This window comes from Erythrobacter sp. HL-111, assembly GCF_900105095.1.
Lineage (GTDB): Bacteria > Pseudomonadota > Alphaproteobacteria > Sphingomonadales > Sphingomonadaceae > Erythrobacter.
This window is the reverse complement of sequence record NZ_LT629743.1, coordinates 3,147,499-3,166,522: the sequence shown is the minus strand read 5'-3', so window position 1 is coordinate 3,166,522 and position 19,024 is coordinate 3,147,499. Positions and strand designations below refer to the sequence as shown.

Annotated in this window: 18 protein-coding genes and 1 tRNA gene; 9 read left to right on the top strand and 10 right to left on the bottom strand. The window is 70.8% G+C overall.

Annotated elements, in window-relative coordinates:
• The first annotated feature begins 46 nt into the window (after positions 1-46).
• The 9 genes from BLU08_RS14885 to BLU08_RS14845 all read left to right on the top strand — a co-directional run bounded on the left by BLU08_RS14885 (position 47) and on the right by BLU08_RS14845 (position 8,690).
• On the top strand, positions 47-1,366 hold the full coding sequence (locus BLU08_RS14885) for a hypothetical protein (protein ID WP_157674580.1): 1,320 nt from the start codon (positions 47-49) through the stop codon (positions 1,364-1,366).
• A gap of 74 nt (positions 1,367-1,440) precedes the next feature.
• Complete coding sequence (locus tag BLU08_RS14880) at positions 1,441-2,310, top strand: sulfurtransferase (protein ID WP_090200763.1); 870 nt, start codon at positions 1,441-1,443, stop codon at positions 2,308-2,310.
• Complete coding sequence (gene metC / locus BLU08_RS14875) at positions 2,307-3,530, top strand: cystathionine beta-lyase (RefSeq protein WP_090200760.1); 1,224 nt, start codon at positions 2,307-2,309, stop codon at positions 3,528-3,530. Before BLU08_RS14880 ends, metC begins: the two co-directional genes overlap by 4 nt.
• Complete coding sequence (locus BLU08_RS14870) at positions 3,527-4,639, top strand: mechanosensitive ion channel family protein (protein ID WP_090200757.1); 1,113 nt, start codon at positions 3,527-3,529, stop codon at positions 4,637-4,639. Before metC ends, BLU08_RS14870 begins: the two co-directional genes overlap by 4 nt.
• Before the next feature lie 135 nt (positions 4,640-4,774).
• Positions 4,775-5,557 (top strand): uroporphyrinogen-III C-methyltransferase, encoded by a 783-nt coding sequence (cobA, locus tag BLU08_RS14865; protein ID WP_090201501.1) that lies wholly within the window; start codon positions 4,775-4,777, stop codon positions 5,555-5,557.
• Complete coding sequence (locus tag BLU08_RS14860) at positions 5,554-5,853, top strand: DUF2849 domain-containing protein (RefSeq protein ID WP_090200755.1); 300 nt, start codon at positions 5,554-5,556, stop codon at positions 5,851-5,853. Before cobA ends, BLU08_RS14860 begins: the two co-directional genes overlap by 4 nt.
• 2 nt (positions 5,854-5,855) lie before the next feature.
• Positions 5,856-7,484, top strand: coding sequence for a nitrite/sulfite reductase (locus BLU08_RS14855; protein ID WP_090200752.1), 1,629 nt, complete (start codon positions 5,856-5,858; stop codon positions 7,482-7,484).
• Complete coding sequence (locus BLU08_RS14850; RefSeq protein ID WP_090200750.1) at positions 7,477-7,938, top strand: DUF934 domain-containing protein; 462 nt, start codon at positions 7,477-7,479, stop codon at positions 7,936-7,938. Before BLU08_RS14855 ends, BLU08_RS14850 begins: the two co-directional genes overlap by 8 nt.
• Positions 7,935-8,690, top strand: coding sequence for a phosphoadenylyl-sulfate reductase (locus BLU08_RS14845; protein WP_090200748.1), 756 nt, complete (start codon positions 7,935-7,937; stop codon positions 8,688-8,690). The genes BLU08_RS14850 and BLU08_RS14845 overlap by 4 nt, the downstream gene beginning before the upstream one ends.
• Positions 8,691-8,710: 20 nt before the next feature.
• Here the strand turns inward: BLU08_RS14845 and BLU08_RS14840 are convergent, their stop codons facing one another.
• The 10 genes from BLU08_RS14840 to ftsZ all read right to left on the bottom strand — a co-directional run bounded on the left by BLU08_RS14840 (position 8,711) and on the right by ftsZ (position 18,993).
• Positions 8,711-9,619: an NAD(P)-dependent oxidoreductase gene (locus tag BLU08_RS14840; protein WP_090200747.1), complete on the bottom strand. Its 909-nt coding sequence runs from the start codon at positions 9,617-9,619 to the stop codon at positions 8,711-8,713.
• The gene (gene proB, locus BLU08_RS14835) at positions 9,616-10,749 is read right to left on the bottom strand and encodes a glutamate 5-kinase (RefSeq protein ID WP_090200745.1); all 1,134 of its coding nucleotides are present in this window, start codon (positions 10,747-10,749) and stop codon (positions 9,616-9,618) included. The genes BLU08_RS14840 and proB overlap by 4 nt, the downstream gene beginning before the upstream one ends.
• The gene (cgtA, locus tag BLU08_RS14830; RefSeq protein WP_090200743.1) at positions 10,734-11,804 is read right to left on the bottom strand and encodes an Obg family GTPase CgtA; all 1,071 of its coding nucleotides are present in this window, start codon (positions 11,802-11,804) and stop codon (positions 10,734-10,736) included. The genes proB and cgtA overlap by 16 nt, the downstream gene beginning before the upstream one ends.
• A gap of 79 nt (positions 11,805-11,883) precedes the next feature.
• Positions 11,884-11,959: transfer RNA gene (locus BLU08_RS14825), tRNA-Ala, on the bottom strand.
• Positions 11,960-12,082: 123 nt separating this feature from the next.
• On the bottom strand, positions 12,083-13,138 hold the full coding sequence (locus BLU08_RS14820) for a hypothetical protein (protein WP_197676877.1): 1,056 nt from the start codon (positions 13,136-13,138) through the stop codon (positions 12,083-12,085).
• Positions 13,139-13,346: 208 nt separating this feature from the next.
• A complete protein-coding gene (locus tag BLU08_RS14815; RefSeq protein WP_090200741.1) occupies positions 13,347-14,090 on the bottom strand; it encodes a Bax inhibitor-1/YccA family protein in 744 nt (247 codons plus the stop codon).
• Between the two features lie 154 nt (positions 14,091-14,244).
• Positions 14,245-15,045, bottom strand: a complete 801-nt coding sequence (locus BLU08_RS14810; protein WP_233996016.1) for a pyrroline-5-carboxylate reductase — start codon at positions 15,043-15,045, stop codon at positions 14,245-14,247.
• Positions 15,042-15,548 carry a YbjN domain-containing protein gene (locus BLU08_RS14805; RefSeq protein WP_090201499.1) on the bottom strand — a complete coding sequence of 169 codons (507 nt, stop codon included), beginning with the start codon at positions 15,546-15,548 and terminating at the stop codon, positions 15,042-15,044. Before BLU08_RS14805 ends, BLU08_RS14810 begins: the two co-directional genes overlap by 4 nt.
• 215 nt (positions 15,549-15,763) lie before the next feature.
• On the bottom strand, positions 15,764-17,134 hold the full coding sequence (locus BLU08_RS14800) for a lipopolysaccharide assembly protein LapB (protein WP_233996015.1): 1,371 nt from the start codon (positions 17,132-17,134) through the stop codon (positions 15,764-15,766).
• A 155-nt stretch (positions 17,135-17,289) separates the two neighbouring features.
• A complete protein-coding gene (gene ftsZ, locus BLU08_RS14795) occupies positions 17,290-18,993 on the bottom strand; it encodes a cell division protein FtsZ (RefSeq protein ID WP_090200735.1) in 1,704 nt (567 codons plus the stop codon).
• Positions 18,994-19,024 lie beyond the last annotated feature (31 nt).

The following is a 19,024-nucleotide window of genomic DNA, read 5'->3' as shown; positions in this document are numbered from 1 at the left end:
GCGCCCGCCGCGCCGGGTCCCCGCTCCCGTTCCGTTTCCATCCGCGATGCGCCCCGTCGACCGATCCGCTCCCCGCCCCGCCCGCATTCGCCCCGCCGTTCCCGGCACGGGGCGCGCGGCGGCTGCGCTGATCGCGGCCGCCGCGCTCGCGCTGCCCGTTGCCGCTGCCGCCCAGCAGGCGCCCGGAAGCTTCTCTCTGCCCGAGCCGGGCGAAAGCCCCGCGCCCGCCCCGCAGGGCCCGGTCGACATCCGCGAAGGCGTGGTGATCGGCCCGCGGGTCATCGCCCCGCCGTCCGCCCGGCAGGAAGCCGGCGGGCGGCAGCAGCCCGAACGCAGCGAGGCGCGCGAACCGGCCCGGCCTGCGCCGACGCCCTCTCCCGCGCGCACGCCTGCGCCCCGGCCCGCACCCGCCGCGATTACACAAGACCCGACCCTTCCCGCCCCCGCCGACCGGACCGAAACGGCGACGCCCGAGAATGCGGCGCCTTATTCGGGCGAGCCCGCGGCCGACACCGCCCCCTCGCTCGATCTCGCGCCGGGCTTCGATCTTTTGCCGGCCGGTCCGGTGCGCGAACAGCCGTTCGAGCTGCGCGTCCACCGGCCCGCGCTGATCGAACGGCTGCGCGCGTTCGACGGCTGGATCGTCGCGGGCCTGCTGCTCCTCGTCGCGCTCCTCCTCGTCGCGCTCCTCGTGCCGCTGTGGCTCGCCCGGCGCCGCCGCAAGCGCGAGGTTCCGCGCCTTGCCGCGATCTCCCAGCCGACCCGGCCCTTCGCATCGGCGCCCGACGCCGCGCCCGCACAAGCGCCGCTCGCCCAACCCGCCTCCCAACCCGCACCCCAGCCCGCGCAATCGCCCCCGCGGATCGACCTCAGGCTCGACGTGACCGCCGCGAGCCGTTCGGTCATGACCCTGACGCTCGACATCTGCCTCACCCTCACCAACCGATCGGACAGGGCGGTGCGCGATCTCGCGGTCGCGGCCCGGCTCGACTGCGTGCGGGCGGGTGACGGGCAAGGCGCCGCCGGCAGCCCCGGCCATGGCCAACCGCTCGGCGAAATCGGGCGGATCGGCCCGCATCAGGGCACGGCGCTCACCGGCCAGCTGCGCCTGCCGGTGAGCGAGCTCAGCCTGATCCGGCAGGGCAGCGGCGGCGGGCGGGTCTACATCCCGCTGGTCCACGTCACCATTGCAGCGCAGGGCGTGCCCGCGACCGATTGCACCTTCGTCATCGGCACGCCGAGCAGCGCGGGCGCCGGGCGGATCCGCCCGCTCCCCGTCACCGCGCCGGTGGGCGGAATCTACGGTCTCGCCGCGCAGCTCGTCCACGTCCCGCAGGCGCCCGCCGCCACGCCCCAGCCGGCCTGACCGCGCCGGCCGACCCCCGGCCCCGCGACCCGCCCCCTTGGCGGCGCGGCGCCCACACGCTACCCGATCAGGCGATGGACGATTTCCCGAGCCTCGTTTCCTGCCAGTGGCTGGCGCAGCGCCTTGGCGATCCCGGCATCGCCGTGCTCGACGCCTCGCGCCATCTTCCTGCCGCCGGGCGCGATCCGCGCGCCGAATACGAAGCGGCGCATATCCCGGGCGCACGCTTCCTCGACCTGGCGAGCCTCACCGATCCCGCTTCCCCCGTCCCCGCTGCGCTTCCCACCGCACGGCAGGTCGCCGCGCGGCTCGCGGCGCTGGGGGTGGCGCCGGATGCGGCCATCGTGCTCTACGACGACAGCGCGATCCGCAGTTCGGCCCGCGCGTGGTTCGCGCTGACCGAAACCGGGCGCGAGCGGGTCGCGATCCTCGACGGCGGCCTTGCCATGTGGCGCGCGCAAGGCCTCCCGCTCGAAAGCGGGCCGCCCGCGCCCGAACGCGCCGAGCCCGCGGCGCTCCATGCCCCGCGGCGGGTGCGGAGCAAGGCCGACATGCTCGCGAACCTCGCCAGCCGCGCCGAACAGGTGCTCGACGCGCGCGGGGCCGACCGCGTGTTCGGGACGGGCGAGGACCCGGTCCATGGCGGGCCGAACGGGCGCATCCCGGGCTCGATGAACCTGCCCTATGGCGATCTGTTCGCGCAGGACGGCACCTTCAGGTCGCCGCAGGAGCTGCGCGCGGCGTTCGAGGCGGCCGGCATCGACCTGGACCGGCCGGTCGTCACCACCTGCGGCAGCGGAGTCACCGCGAGCGTGCTGCTGTTCGCGCTCCACCTGATCGGCAAGTCTGACGCGGCGCTTTACGACGGCAGCTGGATGGAATGGAGCGCCGATCCCGCCACGCCCAAGGCGCAGGGGCGGGAAGCGCAGGGGCCGGAAGCATGAGCGGCGGCGAGGAGCCCGAAGGCCTGCGCGCGGCCACCCGCCTCACCCGCGCCGGGCGGCGGCCCGAATGGACCGGGCGCGTGGTCAACACGCCGGTCTGGCGCGGCTCGACCCACCTTTACGCCAGCGAGGCCGAGCGCAGGCGCGCAGGCGGGCGCGACGATCCGGCGCAGTTCTTCTACGGCAGGCGCGGCGCGCCGACCCAGTGGTCGCTGGCCGAGGCCCTGACCGAAATCGAGCCGGGCGCGCACGGCACCGTGCTCTATCCGAGCGGGGTCGCCGCGATCGCGGGGTGCCTGCTCGCGGTGCTCTCGCCCGGCGACCGCCTGCTGATGAGCGACAATGCCTATGATCCCGCGCGCAGCATGGCGACCGGCCTGCTCGCCCGGATGGGGGTGGAGACGCGCTTCTTCGACCCGCTCGACCTTGCCGCCTATGCCGGGCTTGTCGCCGAGTTCCGGCCGCAGGCGGTGTGGCTCGAAAACCCGGGCAGCCTGACGATGGAGGTCTGCGACGTCCCCGAACTCGCCCGGATCGCGCGCGCGCACGACGCCGTGAGCCTGATCGACAACACCTGGGCGAGCCCGCTCGGCTTTCCGGCGCTGGAACGCGGCTGCGACATCGCGATGATGAGCCTGTCGAAGCACGTCGGCGGCCATTCCGACCTGATGATGGGCTCCGCGAGCGCGGCGGAACCTCTTTTCGGCAGGCTCCGCCGGACCGCGCTCGACCTCGGCCAGGTGGTCTCGCCCGACGACGCCGCGCTCGCCGCGCGGGGGCTGCGGACGATGCAGGTCCGGCTCGCCGCCTCGACCCGGAGCGCCGCGCGCATCGCCGCCTGGCTCGCCGAGCAGCCGCAGGTCGCGCGGGTCATGTGCCCGCTGCTCGAAAGCGATCCCGGCCACGCGCTCTACGCCCGCGATTTCACCGGCGGCTGCGGGCTGTTCAGCTTCGTGCTGGAAACCGGGGACATGGACGCCTCGGGCCGCGTGGTCGACGCGCTCAAGCTGTTCGGCATCGGCTATTCGTGGGGCGGCTATGAAAGCCTCGCCCTGCCGATCGCCCCGCACGTCCACCGCACGGTGATGGCCTCGCCGACCAGGCCGCACGGGGACGCGGGGGCGACCCGCCCCGCCATCCGCCTGTCGATCGGGCTCGAGGACGGCGAGGACCTGATCGCGGACCTCGCGCAGGCGCTTGCGCGGATGGACGAAGCATGAGCGCGGCGCCCCCGCCCGGCCCTTCGCCGCAGGACGACCCCGCCGGACCGGCCCGCGGTGAAACGCCCCCCGCGGCGAGCCCCGAACCCGCCGAGCCGGGCCAGGTCTGGAGCCTCGCCGAAGAGGCGCCGGCCGAAACCGTCATCGGCCTCAGCGGCGGGGCGAAGGAGGAGATCGCGCGCCAGAGCGAGACCGTCGGCGCGGTAATCGAGCGGCTCGATTCCATGGCCATCATGATCGGTTCGCTCAAGATTTCGCTTGCCGACATCCTGCTCAGCGTGCTGACCTTCCTCCTCGTCCTGTCGCTCGCCTGGTTCGCGACGCGCCTCGTCCGCAAGGGGCTGCGCGGCATGAGCCGGCTCGACGGGGTGCAGGAACTGCTCGCGGAAAAGATCGCGACCATCGTCATCTGGACCGCGGCCTTCTTCATCGGGGTGGACCTGCTCGGCATCGACCTCACCGCGCTGGCCTTTTTCGGCGGTGCCTTCGGCCTCGCCATCGGTTTCGGCCTGCAGAAGACCTTCGGGAACCTGATTTCGGGCATCATCCTGCTGCTCGACAAGTCGATCAAGCCGGGCGACGTCATATCGGTCCACGATTCTTCGGGCGCGGAAAGCTTCGGGCAGATTCGCAAGATCGGCATCCGCGCGATCTCGGTCGTCACCCGCGACCGGACCGAATACCTGATCCCGAACGAAACGCTGATGATCAACCAGGTCGTCAACTGGTCCTATTCCTCGCGCGACGTGCGCGTGAAGGCGCCCGTGGGCGTCTCCTACAATTCCGACATCGAGCTGGTCACCCGGCTGCTCTACCAGGCGGCCGAGGAGACCGACCGCGTGCTCAAGTCGCCCAAACCGCGCGTCAACATCATGGAATTCGGCGATTCCTCGGTCAATTTCGAGCTGCGTTTCTGGATCCAGGACCCGGAGGAAGGGATGGCGAACATCCGCTCCGACATCTACCGCCGGGTGTGGCACCTGTTCAAGGAGCACGAGGTCGAGATTCCCTTCCCGCAGCGCGATCTCAACCTGCGCCAGTCGGACCAGCTCGACCGCCTGATCGCGGCGCTCGAAGCGGAACGAAAGCAGGCGTCCGAGGGCGATTGACGCCGCTGCAAAGGACGGCGCGACCCGGAAAAGGCGCGGCGAGCGGGGACATGGAAGCGGGGCACAAGTTTCGCTTGCGCGGGGCAAACCCATTCTCGCTGGCGGCGCGAGGCGGTTTCGTCCATGCCCGGCGCCATGCGAACCACCCCCACTCCGCCCGCGTTCAGGCCGGGCACGGTCTTTCTCGTCGGTGCGGGTCCGGGCGATCCGGATCTCCTGACCCTGCGCGCCGCCCGGCTGATCGCGCGCGCCGCCACCATTGTCCATGACGGCCTCGTCAGCGCCGACATCCTCGCCCTCGCGCGGCCCGATGCGCGGCTGATCTCGGTCGCGAAACGGCGCGCCCGCCACACCCTGCCGCAGGAGGAGATCAACGCCCTGCTCGTGCGCGAGGCGCTGGCCGGGCGCGACGTGGTGCGATTGAAGGGCGGCGATCCCTTCATCTTCGGCCGCGGCGGCGAGGAGGCCGAGGCCGCGCGCGCCGCGGGCGTCCCGGTCGAGATCGTGCCCGGCATCTCCGCCGCGAACGGGGCGGCGGCGGCCGCCGGCATCGCGCTGACCCACCGCGACGCGGCGAGCGTGGTCAGCTTCGTCGCGGGCCAGTGCAAGGGTCTTTCCGAGCAGGACTGGTCGGGCCTTGCGGGCAAGGGCCGCACACTCGTCATCTACATGGGGCTCAGGACCGCGCCCCAGATCGCCGAGAAACTGATGGCGGACGGCCTTTCCCCGGCCATGCCCGTCGCGGTGATCGAGAACGGCGCGCGTCCCGGGATGCGCGTGGTCAGGGGACCGCTCGCCGGGCTGGCCGAACTCGTCGCGGACCACCGGATCGCAAGCCCTGCCCTGATCGTCATCGGCGAGGTGACGGCGCGCGACGACGTCGCGCTCGCGCGGATCGCGATGGAGGCGCATCAATGAGGATCCTAACCGGAAACGATCTCAGGACCGGCGCGGTGGTGTGGTGGGACGGCCAGGGCTGGTCGCTCCACGTCGACGACGCGGTCGATGTCGCAGACGCGGCCGAGGAAATCATGGCCGCGCAAGAGGCCGCGCGGCGCGTCAACGTGCCCTATGCGATCGATGCGACGCGCGAAGAGGACGGCCATGTCCGCCCCGCCCATATCAAGGACCGCGTCCGCGCCCTCGGCCCAACGGTGCGGCCCGACCTCACCTTGAAACCGCAGGACCCCGCAGCGCTCGATTGGGTGATCTGAAAATGTATGCCTATGACCGATACGACCGGCAGATGGTCGATGCCCGCGTCGCCGAATTCCGCGACCAGGCCCGCCGCCGCCTCGAAGGCAAGCTGACCGAGAACCAGTTCAAGCCGCTGCGGCTGATGAACGGGCTCTATCTCCAGCTTCACGCCTACATGCTGCGCGTGGCGATCCCCTACGGCACGCTCAATTCGCGCCAGCTGACGATGCTGGGCGACATCGCGGACCGGTTCGACCGCGGCTACGGCCATTTCACGACGCGGCAGAACATCCAGTACAACTGGATCAGGCTGGAGGACGCGGCCGACATCCTCGCCGACCTCGCCACGGTCGAGATGCACGCGATCCAGACCAGCGGGAACTGCATCCGCAACATTTCTTCCGACCATTTCGCCGGCGCGACCCGTGACGAAGTGACCGACCCGCGCCCCTATGCCGAGCTGCTGCGCCAGTGGTCGAGCTTCCACCCCGAATTCAGCTACCTGCCGCGCAAGTTCAAGATCTGCGTGATCGCCTCCGAACGCGACCGCGCCGCGATGCGCCTGCACGACATCGGCATCCGGATCGTCGAGCGGGACGGCGCGCTCGGCGCGCAGTTCTTCGTCGGCGGGGGCATGGGCCGCACGCCGATGATCGCGCCGATGATCCGCGACTTCGTGCCGCTCGATCACCTCGTCACCTACGCCGAGGCCGCCTTGCGGGTCTACAACCGCTACGGACGGCGCGACAACAAGTACAAGGCGCGCATCAAGATCCTCGTCCACGAACTGGGCGCGGAGGAATACGCCCGGCAGGTGGAAGAGGAATTCGCGCACCTCCTCGAGCAGGGCATCGAGCCGCCCTTCGCGGAACTTGAGCGTATCCGCGGCTTCTTCACCGACCCGCCGTTCGAACACGGGCCGAAAAGCATCGACCGCTCAGACCCCGATTTCGCCGTCTGGGTCGACCGCAACACGCATCGCCACAAGCACGATTCCTATGTCTCGGCCGTCATCAGCCTGAAGCCCGTCGGCGGTATCCCGGGCGATGCGACCGGGGAGCAAATGCGGCTGATGGCGCGGCTCGCGCGGGACTATTCCTTCGACGAGATCCGCGTCATGCACACGCAGAATCTCGTCCTGCCCCATGTCCGCATCGCCGATCTTCCGAAGCTCTGGGCCGAACTCCACGAAGCCGGGCTCGGCGCGCCCAACATGGACACGATCGAGGACATCATCGCCTGCCCCGGGCTCGACTACTGCTCGCTCGCCAATGCCCGCTCGATCCCGCTCGCCCAGCGGATCAGCGAGCGTTTCGACAGGTCCGGAAAGACCGGGAAACTGGGCGAACTGAAGCTCAAGATTTCCGGCTGCATCAATGCCTGCGGCCACCACCACGCGGGCCACATCGGCATCCTCGGCGTCGATAAGAAGGGCAAGGAGAACTACCAGCTCTCCTTGGGCGGGAGCGAGGCGGAGGATGTCAGCCTTGCCAAGATCACCGGCCCCGGCTTCGACGAGGACGGCGTGATCGAGGCAGTCGAGACAGTCACCGACCTCTACCTCGCCCGGCGCGAGCGGGGCGAACGCTTCATCGACACCTACCGCCGGCTCGGCATGGAGCCCTTCAAGGAGGCGCTTTATGGATAATGATCTCGGCACCAGCCCCGACGATGTCCAGTTCCGCTTTCGCGACGACGAGCCGGTCGATCACGCCGCGGTCACGGTCGATTCGGCGCTGGAACAGACCAATGCGACCGCCGTGCGGATCGAACCGGGCGACGATGCGCGGCTGCTGATCCCGTTTCTCGATCGGCTCGCGCTGGTCGAAATCAATTTCCCCGCCTTCACCGACGGGCGGGGCTATTCGGCGGCGCGCATCCTGCGCGAGGCTGGCTACACGGGCGAATTGCGCGCTGTTGGAGACGTGCTGGTCGATCAGCTTTCCAACATGCGTCGCTGCGGCTTCGACAGTTTCGCGCCCGACCGGCGCCTCGACGAGGACGACGCGCGCCGCGCCTTCGCGACCTGGCAAGCCGTCTATCAGCACGCCGCCGACACCCGCCCGACCATCGCCCAGCACCGCCACGGTCAAGGTTCATGAACGAAACCCGCAGGATCGACCGGCTCGACGCGGCTCCACGCTTCAGCGAGCACGACGCGGTGCGCCTCAACCGGATGTTCCGCGGCTCCTCGACTCAGGAAATGCTCGAAGGCGTGATCGCAGGCGACCTTGCGGGCGAGATCGCCGTGGTCTCGAGCTTCGGCGCGGAAAGCGCGGTGCTGCTGCACCTCCTGGCCGAGGTGGACCGCCGCGTGCCGGTCCTTTTCCTCGACACGGGCAAGCATTTCGCCGAGACGCTGGCCTACCGCGATGCGCTGGTCGAGCGGCTCGGGCTCGACCTCGTCGTGCTGGCGCCGGACGAGGCGGAGCTGGCCGCGAAGGACGCAAGCGGGCTGCGCTGGTCCTACGATCCCGACGGCTGCTGCGCGATCCGCAAGGTGAACCCGCTGGCGCAGGCGCTGGCGGATTACGATGCGAGCATCACCGGGCGCAAGGCGTTCCAGTCCTCCACCCGGGCGAACCTGCCGCGGTTCGAGATCGACACGTCCGACGCGCAGGGCAGGCTCAAGATCAACCCGCTGATCGACTGGACGGCAGGGGACATCGCGGACTATTTCCTCGCCCACGACCTGCCGGTCCACCCGTTGGTCGCGCGCGGTTTCCCCTCGATCGGCTGCGAGCCGTGCACCCACAAGGTCGCGCCGGGCGAGGACCCGCGCTCGGGCCGGTGGAAGGGTTGGGACAAGACCGAATGCGGCATCCACCGGCCCGGCGAGGAACCGTTCCTCTGACGCGACCCTGGTCGCGGTGGCTACAGCCAGCCCTCGGCGCGATACCACTCAGCCGTCGCCTTCAGCCCCTCCTCGCCATCGATCCGCGGTTGCCACACCTCGCGCGGCACCTTCCGGTCGGAGCGTGCGACCCAGTTGGGATGCGCCATGTAGCCCACGCGGTCGGCGGTGAGCTTGGCCCTGTCCCCGCGCAGCATCCGGTCGGCCCGCGCGGCGAGATCGAGCGCGGTGCGCGGCAGGTGCGGCGCGAACACGGCCTTGCGCCCGACCGCGCGGCCGATCGCCCGCGCCAGTTCCCTGTGCGCCCAGCCGCCCTCGCGCCCGTCATCGGGTTCGTGGATCGCCTGCGGCCCCTTGCGAGCGGCCAGCGCGACCAGCAGGCGGGCAAGATCGTGCGAATGGATGATCGAGGTCGCCCCGCCCGGGGGAAGCGGGACCAGGCCGAGCTTCGCCGAACGGAAGAGATCGAACATCTCGGTGTCGCGCGGGCCATAGACCGCGGGCGGACGCACGATGGTCCAGTCGAGCCCGCTCGCCTCGACCAGCGTCTCCGCCCGCGCCTTGGACGCGCCATAGGCCGACAGCTTCGGCTCGCGCGCGGAAAGCGAGGAGACGAAGACGAACCGCGCCGCGCCCGCGGCCCTGGCAGCGGCGATCATGCTTGCCGTGCCGGTGACGTTGGCGGTTTCGAACCCGCGCGGGTCGGGGGTGTTGGTGAGACCCGCGACATGGATCACCGCGTCTGCCCCGTCGCACAGCCGGGCGAGCGCGGGCGGGTCTTCGAGCGTGCCGGAAATCCATTCGACCCCTGCGCGCGCTGCCTGCTCCCGCCGGGTCAGCGCGCGCGCCTTGTGCCCCTGCGAAAGCGACTCGTCCAGCACCGCCGAGCCGACGAAGCCGGTCGCGCCCGTGATCGCGAGCACGCTCAAGCGCGCACCATGTGATCGCGGTGCACCACCGCTGCGCGCGGGGCGTAGCCGAGCCTCGCCTCCTGTTCGCGCGTGCTGAGACCGGCGATCGCGCGGCATTCGTCGGACGAATATTCGACGAGGCCCTGCCCCAGCCGTTCGCCCTTCGGCCCGTGGAGCGAGACCAGCGCGCCGCGCTGGAACGTGCCCTCGACCTCGACCAGCCCGGCCGCGAGCAGGCTCGCCCCTTCGCCGAGCGCGGCGACGCAGCCCGCGTCCACCGTCAGCACGCCTTCGGGCGCGAGCCGCCCGCCGAGCCAGGCCTTGCGCGCGCTGTCGGATCGGACGGGCAGGAAGATCGTGCCGCGCCCGCTTGCGCGCAGGCGGGAAAGCGGCGCCTCGGCCCGCCCGTCGATGATGCCGAGCGCGATGCCGGCGCGCTCCGCGATCCGCGCGGCCTGCAGTTTCGCGAGCATCCCGCCAGAGCCGAGGCCCGAACCCGATCCGCCATCCGCCATCGCGACGATTTCGGGCGTGACTCCCTCGACCCGCTCGACCAGCGCCGCGCCCGGTTCGGACGGCGGGCGGTCGTAAAGCCCTTCGACATCGCTCAGGAGCAGCACGCCGTCCGCGCCCGCCGCCTGCGCGACCCGCGCGGCAAGGCGATCATTGTCGCCGAAGCGGATTTCCTCGGTCGCGACGCTGTCGTTCTCGTTCACCACCGGGACCGCGCCCCTCGCCAGCAGCATCTCGAGCGTCGCCGCGGCGTTGAGATAGCGCCGCCGGTCCTCGAGATCGCCCAGCGTCACCAGCATCTGCGCCGCGATCAGCCCGCGCGCCTCGAACGCGCCGGCCCACAGCTGCGCCAGCGCGACCTGCCCGACCGACGCCGCGCCCTGCGCTTCGGCAAGGCTCGCGCGGCCGCCTTTCGCAAGGCCGAGCCGGGCCGCGCCCAGCGCGATGGCGCCGGAACTCACGACGATCACCTCGCTCCCGCCCGCGTGGAGCGTGGCGAGGTCCCGGGCCAGGGTTTCGAGCCATTCGCGGCGCGGGGCGCCGCGTTCGACCAGCAGGGCCGAGCCGACCTTGACCACCAGCCGGCGGCAGCGCGCGGGGTCGATCAGGTCGGCGAGCTTCAGATCGGCGACCACTCGTCCGGTTCCTCCCCGTCCCCGTCGTCGACCTCGGCCGCCTTCGTCTCGGTCGAGGTGCGGGTCGGCAGGTAGGACAGCACCGCGTCGAGCAGCGGCTCGATCCCCTCGCCCGTCGCGCCGGAGACCGCGAAGACCTTGTCCGCCCCCGCCTCGACCAGCTCCGCGGCAAAGCCCGCGACGAGTTCCGGATCGGCGAGATCGCGCTTGTTGAGCGCGACGAGGCGCGGCTTGTCCGCCAGCCCCTCGCCATAGGCATCGAGCTCCTCCTCGACGATCCGCATGGCGCTCGCCGGATCCTGTTCGCCCGTGCCGGAAATGTCGATCAGGTGGATCAGCACCCGGCAGCGCTCGATATGGCCGAGGAAGCGGTCGCCGATCCCCGCGCCCTCCGCCGCGCCCTCGATCAGGCCGGGAATGTCGGCCAGCACGAATTCGCGGCCCTTGTGGCGCACGACGCCGAGCTTGGGCACGAGCGTGGTGAAGGCATAGTCGCCGACCTTGGCCCGGGCGTTCGACACCGCGTTGATGAAGGTCGACTTGCCCGCATTGGGAAGCCCGACGAGGCCGACATCCGCCAGCAGTTTCAGCCGCAGCCAGACCCACATCTCCTCGCCCGGCAGGCCGGGCTGATGCTGGCGCGGCGCGCGGTTGGTGGCGGTCTTGTAGGAGGCGTTGCCGCGCCCGCCCATGCCGCCTTCGAGCAGGGTGACGCGCTGGCCGACCTCGGTGAAATCGGCGAGGACTTCCTCGTAATCGTCGGAGATGACCTGCGTGCCCACCGGCACCTTGATCACCAGCGGCTTGGCGCTTGCCCCGGTGCGGTTCTTGCCCATGCCGTGCCCGCCGCGCGCGGCCTTGAAATGCTGCGAATAGCGAAAGTCGATGAGGGTGTTGAGCCCCGGCACGGCCTCGAACACGATGTCCCCGCCGCGTCCGCCGTCACCGCCATCGGGTCCGCCGTATTCGACGTATTTCTCGCGCCGGAAACTGACCGCGCCCGGCCCGCCCGCACCCGATTTCAAATAGATCTTGGCCTGGTCGAGGAAATGCATGGGCGGCACCTATGCCGTTCGCCGCGGAAAAGCGATCCCCGTTTTCGCGGGACCTGTCCGGGTGGAAAGCCGGGACACCTGGTGGAGCCGAGGGGAATCGAACCCCTGACCTCGTCATTGCGAACGACGCGCTCTCCCATCTGAGCTACGGCCCCGTTCAGGTGCTTGGCCGGGGGCGAAATCCGCACCCCGTTGCGGGCAGGCGCGCGCCTTAGCGTGAAGGCATGGCGCTTGCAACGGCAATCTTGCGGGCGGTACCCTTCGCGCCGGGGCGGCTTTCAGCGCAGGCGCAGGCCCGGAACGGTCGGCCCGGCCGGTTCCTCGAACTCGCCGTCGCCGCCGCGCTGCTCGCGCTCGTTCGCATCGGCCGGAAGCGGCTGCGTCACCGGCTGCGCGAGCACGCGTTCGTCGACCGGCACGACCGGGACCCGCTCCCCCGTCTCGGGATCGGTGACGGTCATCACGCCGCCCGGTTCGGCGACGGTCTGCGAAGGATCGCCGACCCCGACGCGCGGGACCGGCACGCCGTTTTCGCGCGCCTTCTGCACCGCGACCCAGCCGGGCTGCGAAGGGCCGAAGAGTTCGCCGTATTTCGCGTCCCATTCCGCCGATTCGCGCTGGTAGCGCTCATATTCGGTGAAGAACGTTTCGAACGGATCGAGCAGTCGCCCGAAATTGTCGCGCGCGAATTGCAGCGCGTCCTGCGGCGGATCGGCGATCGCGCGCTGGGCCATGTCGAGCGCGGCCGTGCAGAACCCCGCGCGCGCGGGCGGCAGGGCGAAGAAATTGTAGACCATCGTCGTCTGGCCGTCGCGCGCGACCATCGCCTCGCGGCGGGTCTTGGCCTCGCTGCGATAGCGCTTTTCCAGCCGGTCGTTGACGCGCTTCAGCTCGCGTTCGTTATCGACGATGAAGGCGCGGTAGCCGTCGAGGATCGGCTGGTAGCGATCCGCCGTGCAATTGAGCGCGGCGACGTTCCAGCCCGAACGGAAATGCCAGACGAGCTCGTCTTCGGTGAGGTCTTCGTTGACGGTGTCGCGCGTGCCGTCCGCGCGCCTGGGCGGGATTTCCATGACATAGGCCGCGCCGCCCGGGGGGAGCGGGCGATAGGGCGTCTGTTCGACCACCGGCGGGGGCGGCGGAGGGGGCGGCGGAGGAGGCGGGGGCGGCGGGGGCGGCGTCGCGCAGGCGGCGAGCGCGCCGGCGGCCACCGCCACGGTCAAGATCCTGAGCCCGAAGCCGGTCCTGCGCCCGGGCGGGGTGGCGGCAGCGGGCGCTGCCTCGCGGGGGAAGCTGTCCGACTGGGCGGTCTCGAAGCGGTCTGCCAAGCTCATGTCCATTCATCTTGCGCGAAGGGGTTCGCGGCCTGGCACCATGCCCCGGACCACATTGCCCCCGACTGAAGGCTTTCAGCATTAGATGGTCCGACCGACAAAACAAACGCCCGACCCCACCAAAATGGGGCCGGGCGCCGAAGATTTCACCAGCGTGGTGCGGTTGCCGGACCGGGACGGGGAACATCCCGTCCCGCACCGGCGCGCCTTATTCGCGGTTACCCAGGAAGTTGAGCAGGAACATGAACATGTTGACGAAGTCGAGATAGAGGCTCGTCGCGCCCATGATCACGGCCTTGCCGGCCATCTGCGTGCCGCGGATGTACTGGTACTCGTTCTTGAGCCGCTGCGTGTCCCAGGCGGTGAGCCCGGCGAAGATCAGCACGCCGAGGATGCTGATGACGAACGCGAGCGTGCCCGACTGCAGGAAGAAGTTGAGCACCATCGCGACCAGCAGCCCGACCACGCCCATGACGAGGAACGTGCCGAAGCCCGACAGGTCCTTCTTCGTGGTGTAGCCCCACAGCGACAGCCCGGCGAAGGCACCGGCGGTCGCGAAGAACGTCAGCGCGATCGATTCGTTCGTGAAGCGCAGGAAGATCGTCGACATCGACAGGCCCATCACGGTCGCGAACGACCAGAAGACGATCTGCAGCGTCGACTGGCTCATCTTGTGCAGGCCGAAGCTCATCGCGAGGATGAAGCCGAGCGGCGCCAGCGCGACGACGAACCACAGCGGGCTCGTCACGAGCGCGGCGGTGATCCCGCTTTCGGAAGCCAGCAGCGCGACGAGGCCGGTGAGCAGCACGCCCGAGGCCATGTAGTTGTAGATCGAGAGCATGTGCTTGCGCAGGCCCTGATCGTAGGTCGCGCGGCCCGCGACGTCGCCGCCCGCGCGCGGCACCGAGCCGAAGCGGCTCTCGGTGCGTTCCGTGTTCTTCCAATCAGCCATCGTGGAACCCTTGTCTCCATTGCGGCGCGGGTTTCGAAAGGCTCCGCGCCCTGTGCCGACAATATCGGGGCATCGCCCCCGCTTTTCAAGCGAAACCGGTGCCCGACAGGTGCCTGTCATTAACCTTGCCTTGCGCCTGGATGAACGACGCCGCCTAGCCGATTTCCCGCGCCAGCGCCGCGCCCTTTGCCGCCGTCGCGCGCAGGGTTTCGGCGAGCAGGCGGCGCAGGGCGTCGTCCTTGTCGAGCACGTCCATCCCCTCGCGCGTCATCCCGCCGGGGCTCGCCACCCGGTCGGCGAGAGCGCCGGGGTCGAGATCGGAGCCGGCGGCAAGGCTCGCCGCGCCCTCGACCATGACCGTCGCGAGCCGAATCGCCTCCTCCGCGTCGAGCCCGAGATCGGCCGCCGCCCCGGCAAGTGCATCGATGAAGCGATAGACGAAGGCCGGGCCCGACCCTGCGAGCGCGGTGACGAGGTCGAAGCGCGCCTCGTCCTCCTGCCACACGGCGAGCCCGAGCCGGTCGTAGAGCGCCTGCACCTCCTCGCGCTCGCCCGGCGAGAGGCCCTGCTGGGCAAGGATCACCGGCGACTTGCCGATCCGCGCGGCGAGGTTGGGCATGACCCGGACACGGGCGCGCGCCGCCGGGAAAGCGGCGGCGACCTGCGCCAGGGTGATCCCGCCGAGCAGCGAATGGACCGCGATATCCGGCCCGGCGAGGCGCTGGAGCGTCGGGGCGAGGCTGCGCAGCTGCTGCGGCTTGAACCCGAGCAGGATCGCGTCGTGCCCCGCCCCCGCGGCTTCCTCCGGCGCGCGGAACAGGGCCACCCCGTCCGGGGCCGCATCGAGCGCCGGATCGAGCACGGCGAAGCGCGCCGGGTCCTCGCCCGCAGCGAGCCAGCCGGCGAGCATCGCGCCCGCCATGTTGCCGCAGCCGACCAGAAGCAGCCTGGTCAAGCCTCGCCCGCCGCGTCCACCAGCGCCGCCTCGAGCGCATCGCGCGGCGCCTTGTCGCCCCACAGCACGAACTGGAAGGCCGGATAGAACCGGTCGCATTCGTCGATCGCGCTTTCGACCAGCGCCTGCGCCTGGTCGAGCGATAGCATCCCGTCATCGCCCAGCAGCGCGCCGTGGCGATAGAGCAGCATGTCCCCGTTCGACCAGATGTCGAAATGGCCGAGCCACATCTGCTCGTTGACGAGGCTGAGCAGTTCATAGGCCGCCCCGCGCTTTTCGCGGGCGACGCGGATGTCGGGCAGGCACAGGAACTGCAGCACGTTGTCGCAGCTGCGCCAGATCGCGCGCAGCTGGTATTTCGCCCAGGCGCCCTGGATTTCGCCCGTCATCTCGTCGTCGCCGACGATTTCGCACGGCCAGCCGCGCGCCTCGAACAGGGCGGCGAGCATGTCGAGCGGGGCGGCGTCGTCTTCGCCCGTCCGGGCGGGTTCGCGGCGCGGCATCATCGGCAGGCTTTCTGGTGGGAGCCGGGCTGCTGGGGGAGGGGCGGCTGGGGGCCGGGCTGCTGGGGGATCATGCTTTGCATCGCGGCAAGGAATGCACATGGGCTTTACCGCTTGGCAACATACTCTCCCGCCCGGCTTGGGGAGAAGCGATCTCGCCTGTTCAAAGCCTGTGAACAGAAAGCCGGGGACAGTCGCGGCAGGGCGCGTGCGACTCAGCCCAGCGGCCGGATTTCCGTGCCTTCGGGGCTGGTATAGGTGAAGCTGTCGAGCCCTTTCGCCTTGAGCGCGTTGACCATCTCGCGCGCCTTCGCACCGTCCTCGACCGGCCCGGCGAGCAGGCGGTTCGCCCGGCCCCAGCGGACGGTGTGCGGTTCGAACCCGCCGAGCACCCCGTCCGCCGCGCGCGCGATGCGCCGCCAGTCGAACCGCAGCGCGGACAGGTCCTGCCCGGTCGCGACCTGCACCCACACGCGCTTGGGATGCGCCGGCTTTTCCGGCGCGGGCGGCCTTTCGCGCGGGATCTCGATCGCGGAAAGATCGACCGCGTCGCCGCGGCTCGTCCCGGCGGGAAGTCCGCCGCCGGCGAGGTCGGTGAACGCCTCCGCCACGCGCGGCGGGGCCGACGGGGGCGACGCGGGCGACGAGGACGGCGAGGCGAGATCGAAGCCGGGACGCGCGCCGAGCGGTTCGCCCGCCGGTTCAAGCCTGCGGCCCGCTTCGTCCTCGCGAGCAAAGCGCGCCGCCCGCGCGTCCTCGCGCGTTGAATTCGCAATGCGCGCGTCCCCGCGCGGGGAACCGGAACTGCCCTCCTCGTCGCGCGCGAAACTGGCGATCCGCGCGTTCTCGCGCCCGATGTCGGCGGCGCGCGGGAATATCCCGAGATTGGCCGCCGCGGCCTGCTGCGCCGGGGTCAGGCGGGGCATGAAGGCGAGATAGGGCGTGATCCGGCCCGCGAGGTCGCGTGGCATGACCGCATCGACTATCGCCGCCGCGCGCGCCTGGTCGCCGAGGATCGCGAGACCGAAGGCACGAGTGCGAAAGGCGGCGTGATCGCGCCGGTCGAGCAGCGGGCGCAGCGTGTCCTCGAAGCCCGCGCGGTTGCCCGCGATCGCGTGGCTGAGCGCGAGGCGGCGGGTCGTTTCGTGATCGTCGGGGGCGACCTCCAGCGCCATCTCGTAGGCCGCGCGCGCCGCCTCGTGGTCGCCGACGAGGTCATAGGCGAGGCCCCGGTCGCGGGCGAATTCCGGCGGCTTCGCGCCGGCCGCCTCGGCAGCGGCAAATGCCTCGAGCGCCTCGACCGGGCGGCCCGAACGCAGATAGACCGCCGCGATCCCGAGCTTGACCCGCGCGCTCGCCGGGTCGAGATCGTCGGCCCGGCCATAGAAGCCCATCGCCGCGTCGAGATCGTCGAGCGCCAGAGAGGCATCCCCCGCCTCGACCAGCGCGGCCAGGCTCTTGGGCCGCCGGGCAAGGTCCATCAATGCGCGGTTGAGACGCTGGACCTCGCCCGAGGGGAGCGGCTGCACGACCTCGCGGGCGGTCACCTCCTGCGCGGCGGCGGGAAGCGATGCGAGGAGGGCCACGGCGGCGAGCGCCGGAAAGCGAAGGTTACAGGGTTTCATCGTGGCGGCAGAGATAACCCGCGCTCCCCGCCGCGCCAGACCCGCAAGGGACCGCGCGCGGCAGGCGGAATGCGGCAGCCGACGAAACGAGCAGGCACCCGCGCCGGGCGCGCGCGTTACTGGTTCTTCTGGCTGGTGATGAAGCGCGGGATGCTGAGAGCGGTGGAATCGTCGTCGTCCTCGTCCTCGTCGTCGTCCCGGGCCGAACTGCGCGACAGATTGGCCATCCGTTCGAACAGCGTGCTGCCCGCGCCGCTCGCGCTGGCGCCCGCGCCGCCGCTCCCGCCGCCGGAGCGACCGGCCGGGCCGCCTTCAGTGCCGCCGGGCGCGCTTTCGCCGAGGAGGCCGCGGCGTCGTTCGCCGAGGCGCGGCGCGACCGGCTGGTCGGCCGCCGCCAGCCGGTCCGCATCGGCGAGCAGGTCGCCGTGCCCGTCCTTGCCGCTATCCCCGGCCTGCGGGTCGTCGGAGTCGGAATATTCGACGTAATCGGCGGTGAGGTCGAAGGCGTCGTCGTCCTCGGCCCCGCGCAGCCCGGCGAGGGGATCGACGATCTCGTCGACGTCCTCGCCCTCGGGTTCGCCCATGTCGTCGCCCGCCTGCATCCCGGTGAGGTCGAAGGGCTCGCCATAATCGTCCCCGGCCAGGTCCTCGCCGGCCTTGGCCACGGGTTCGTCGGCCCGGTCGGCCGGCGCGCCCGTTGCAGCGGCGGGAGACGGGGCGGGTGCGGGGACGACCGGGGCTTCGAGTTCGCTTTCGTCCGGCAGTTCGAGCACCGGCCGCTTGGGCGCGCGGCCCCCGCCGAACCCGGTGGCGAGCGCCGCGCCCGTTTGCCCACGATCCTGCGAGGCGGCCGAGCCCGGCTCGATCCCGGTGGCCACGACCGAGACGCGGATCTTGCCGTCGAGGTCGGGATTGAAGGCGCTGCCCCAGATGATGTTCGCGTCCTCGTCGACCAGTTCGCGGATGTGGTTCGCCGCCTCGTCGACCTCGAGCAGCTTCATGTCCTCGCCGCCGATGATCGAGATGATCACGCCCTTGGCGCCCGCCATGCTGACCCCGTCGAGCAGCGGATTGGCGATCGCCTGCTGGGCCGCGTCGAGCGCCCGGTTCTCGCCCTCGCCCTCGCCCGTGCCCATCATCGCCTTGCCCATCTCGCTCATCACCGAACGCACGTCGGCGAAGTCGAGATTGATGAGGCCGGGCATGACCATGAGGTCGGTGATCGAGCGCACGCCCTGCTGCAGCACCTCGTCGGCGAGCTGGAAGGCCTCCTTGAAGGTGGTTTCCGCCTTGGCGACGAGGAACAGGTTCTGGTTGGGGATGACGATCAGCGTGTCGACGTGCTTCTGCAGCTCGGCGATCCCCGCTTCCGCCGCGCGCATCCGGCGCGTGCCTTCGAACAGGAACGGCTTGGTCACGACGCCCACGGTGAGCACGCCCATGCGGCGCGCGGCCTCGGCGATGACGGGGGCCGCGCCCGTGCCCGTGCCGCCGCCCATGCCGGCGGCGATGAAGCACATGTTGACGCCTTCGAGCGCCTCCTCGATCTCGGCCACGGTTTCCTCGGCCGCGGCCTTGCCGACTTCGGGCCGGGCGCCCGCGCCGAGCCCGCCGGTGATGTCCGGCCCGAGCTGGATCCGCCGTTCGGCCGGCGAACTGCTGAGCGACTGGGCATCCGTATTGGCGACGATGAAATCGACCCCCTCGATTTCGGCGTCGATCATGTTGGCGATCGCGTTGCCGCCCGCCCCGCCGACCCCGATCACGGTGATGCGCGGCGCGAGATCCTCGTCAGCGGCGGGTCCGATATTGATGCTCATGAGTTCTTCCTCCAGCCGCGTTTTCCGGTTT

Bases quoted from the DNA above. Each gene is read 5' to 3' on its own strand.
- BLU08_RS14845 (WP_090200748.1), top strand. From the start codon at position 7,935: ATGAACGAAACCCGCAGGATCGACCGGCTCGACGCGGCTCCACGCTTC.
- ftsZ (WP_090200735.1), bottom strand. From the start codon at position 18,993: ATGAGCATCAATATCGGACCCGCCGCTGACGAGGATCTCGCGCCGCGC.
- BLU08_RS14805 (WP_090201499.1), bottom strand. From the start codon at position 15,548: ATGCCGCGCCGCGAACCCGCCCGGACGGGCGAAGACGACGCCGCCCCG.
- BLU08_RS14885 (WP_157674580.1), top strand. From the start codon at position 47: ATGCGCCCCGTCGACCGATCCGCTCCCCGCCCCGCCCGCATTCGCCCC.
- metC (WP_090200760.1), top strand. From the start codon at position 2,307: ATGAGCGGCGGCGAGGAGCCCGAAGGCCTGCGCGCGGCCACCCGCCTC.
- cobA (WP_090201501.1), top strand. From the start codon at position 4,775: ATGCGAACCACCCCCACTCCGCCCGCGTTCAGGCCGGGCACGGTCTTT.
- BLU08_RS14850 (WP_090200750.1), top strand. From the start codon at position 7,477: ATGGATAATGATCTCGGCACCAGCCCCGACGATGTCCAGTTCCGCTTT.
- BLU08_RS14860 (WP_090200755.1), top strand. From the start codon at position 5,554: ATGAGGATCCTAACCGGAAACGATCTCAGGACCGGCGCGGTGGTGTGG.
- BLU08_RS14870 (WP_090200757.1), top strand. From the start codon at position 3,527: ATGAGCGCGGCGCCCCCGCCCGGCCCTTCGCCGCAGGACGACCCCGCC.
- BLU08_RS14815 (WP_090200741.1), bottom strand. From the start codon at position 14,090: ATGGCTGATTGGAAGAACACGGAACGCACCGAGAGCCGCTTCGGCTCG.
- BLU08_RS14820 (WP_197676877.1), bottom strand. From the start codon at position 13,138: ATGAGCTTGGCAGACCGCTTCGAGACCGCCCAGTCGGACAGCTTCCCC.
- BLU08_RS14880 (WP_090200763.1), top strand. From the start codon at position 1,441: ATGGACGATTTCCCGAGCCTCGTTTCCTGCCAGTGGCTGGCGCAGCGC.
- BLU08_RS14855 (WP_090200752.1), top strand. From the start codon at position 5,856: ATGTATGCCTATGACCGATACGACCGGCAGATGGTCGATGCCCGCGTC.
- cgtA (WP_090200743.1), bottom strand. From the start codon at position 11,804: ATGCATTTCCTCGACCAGGCCAAGATCTATTTGAAATCGGGTGCGGGC.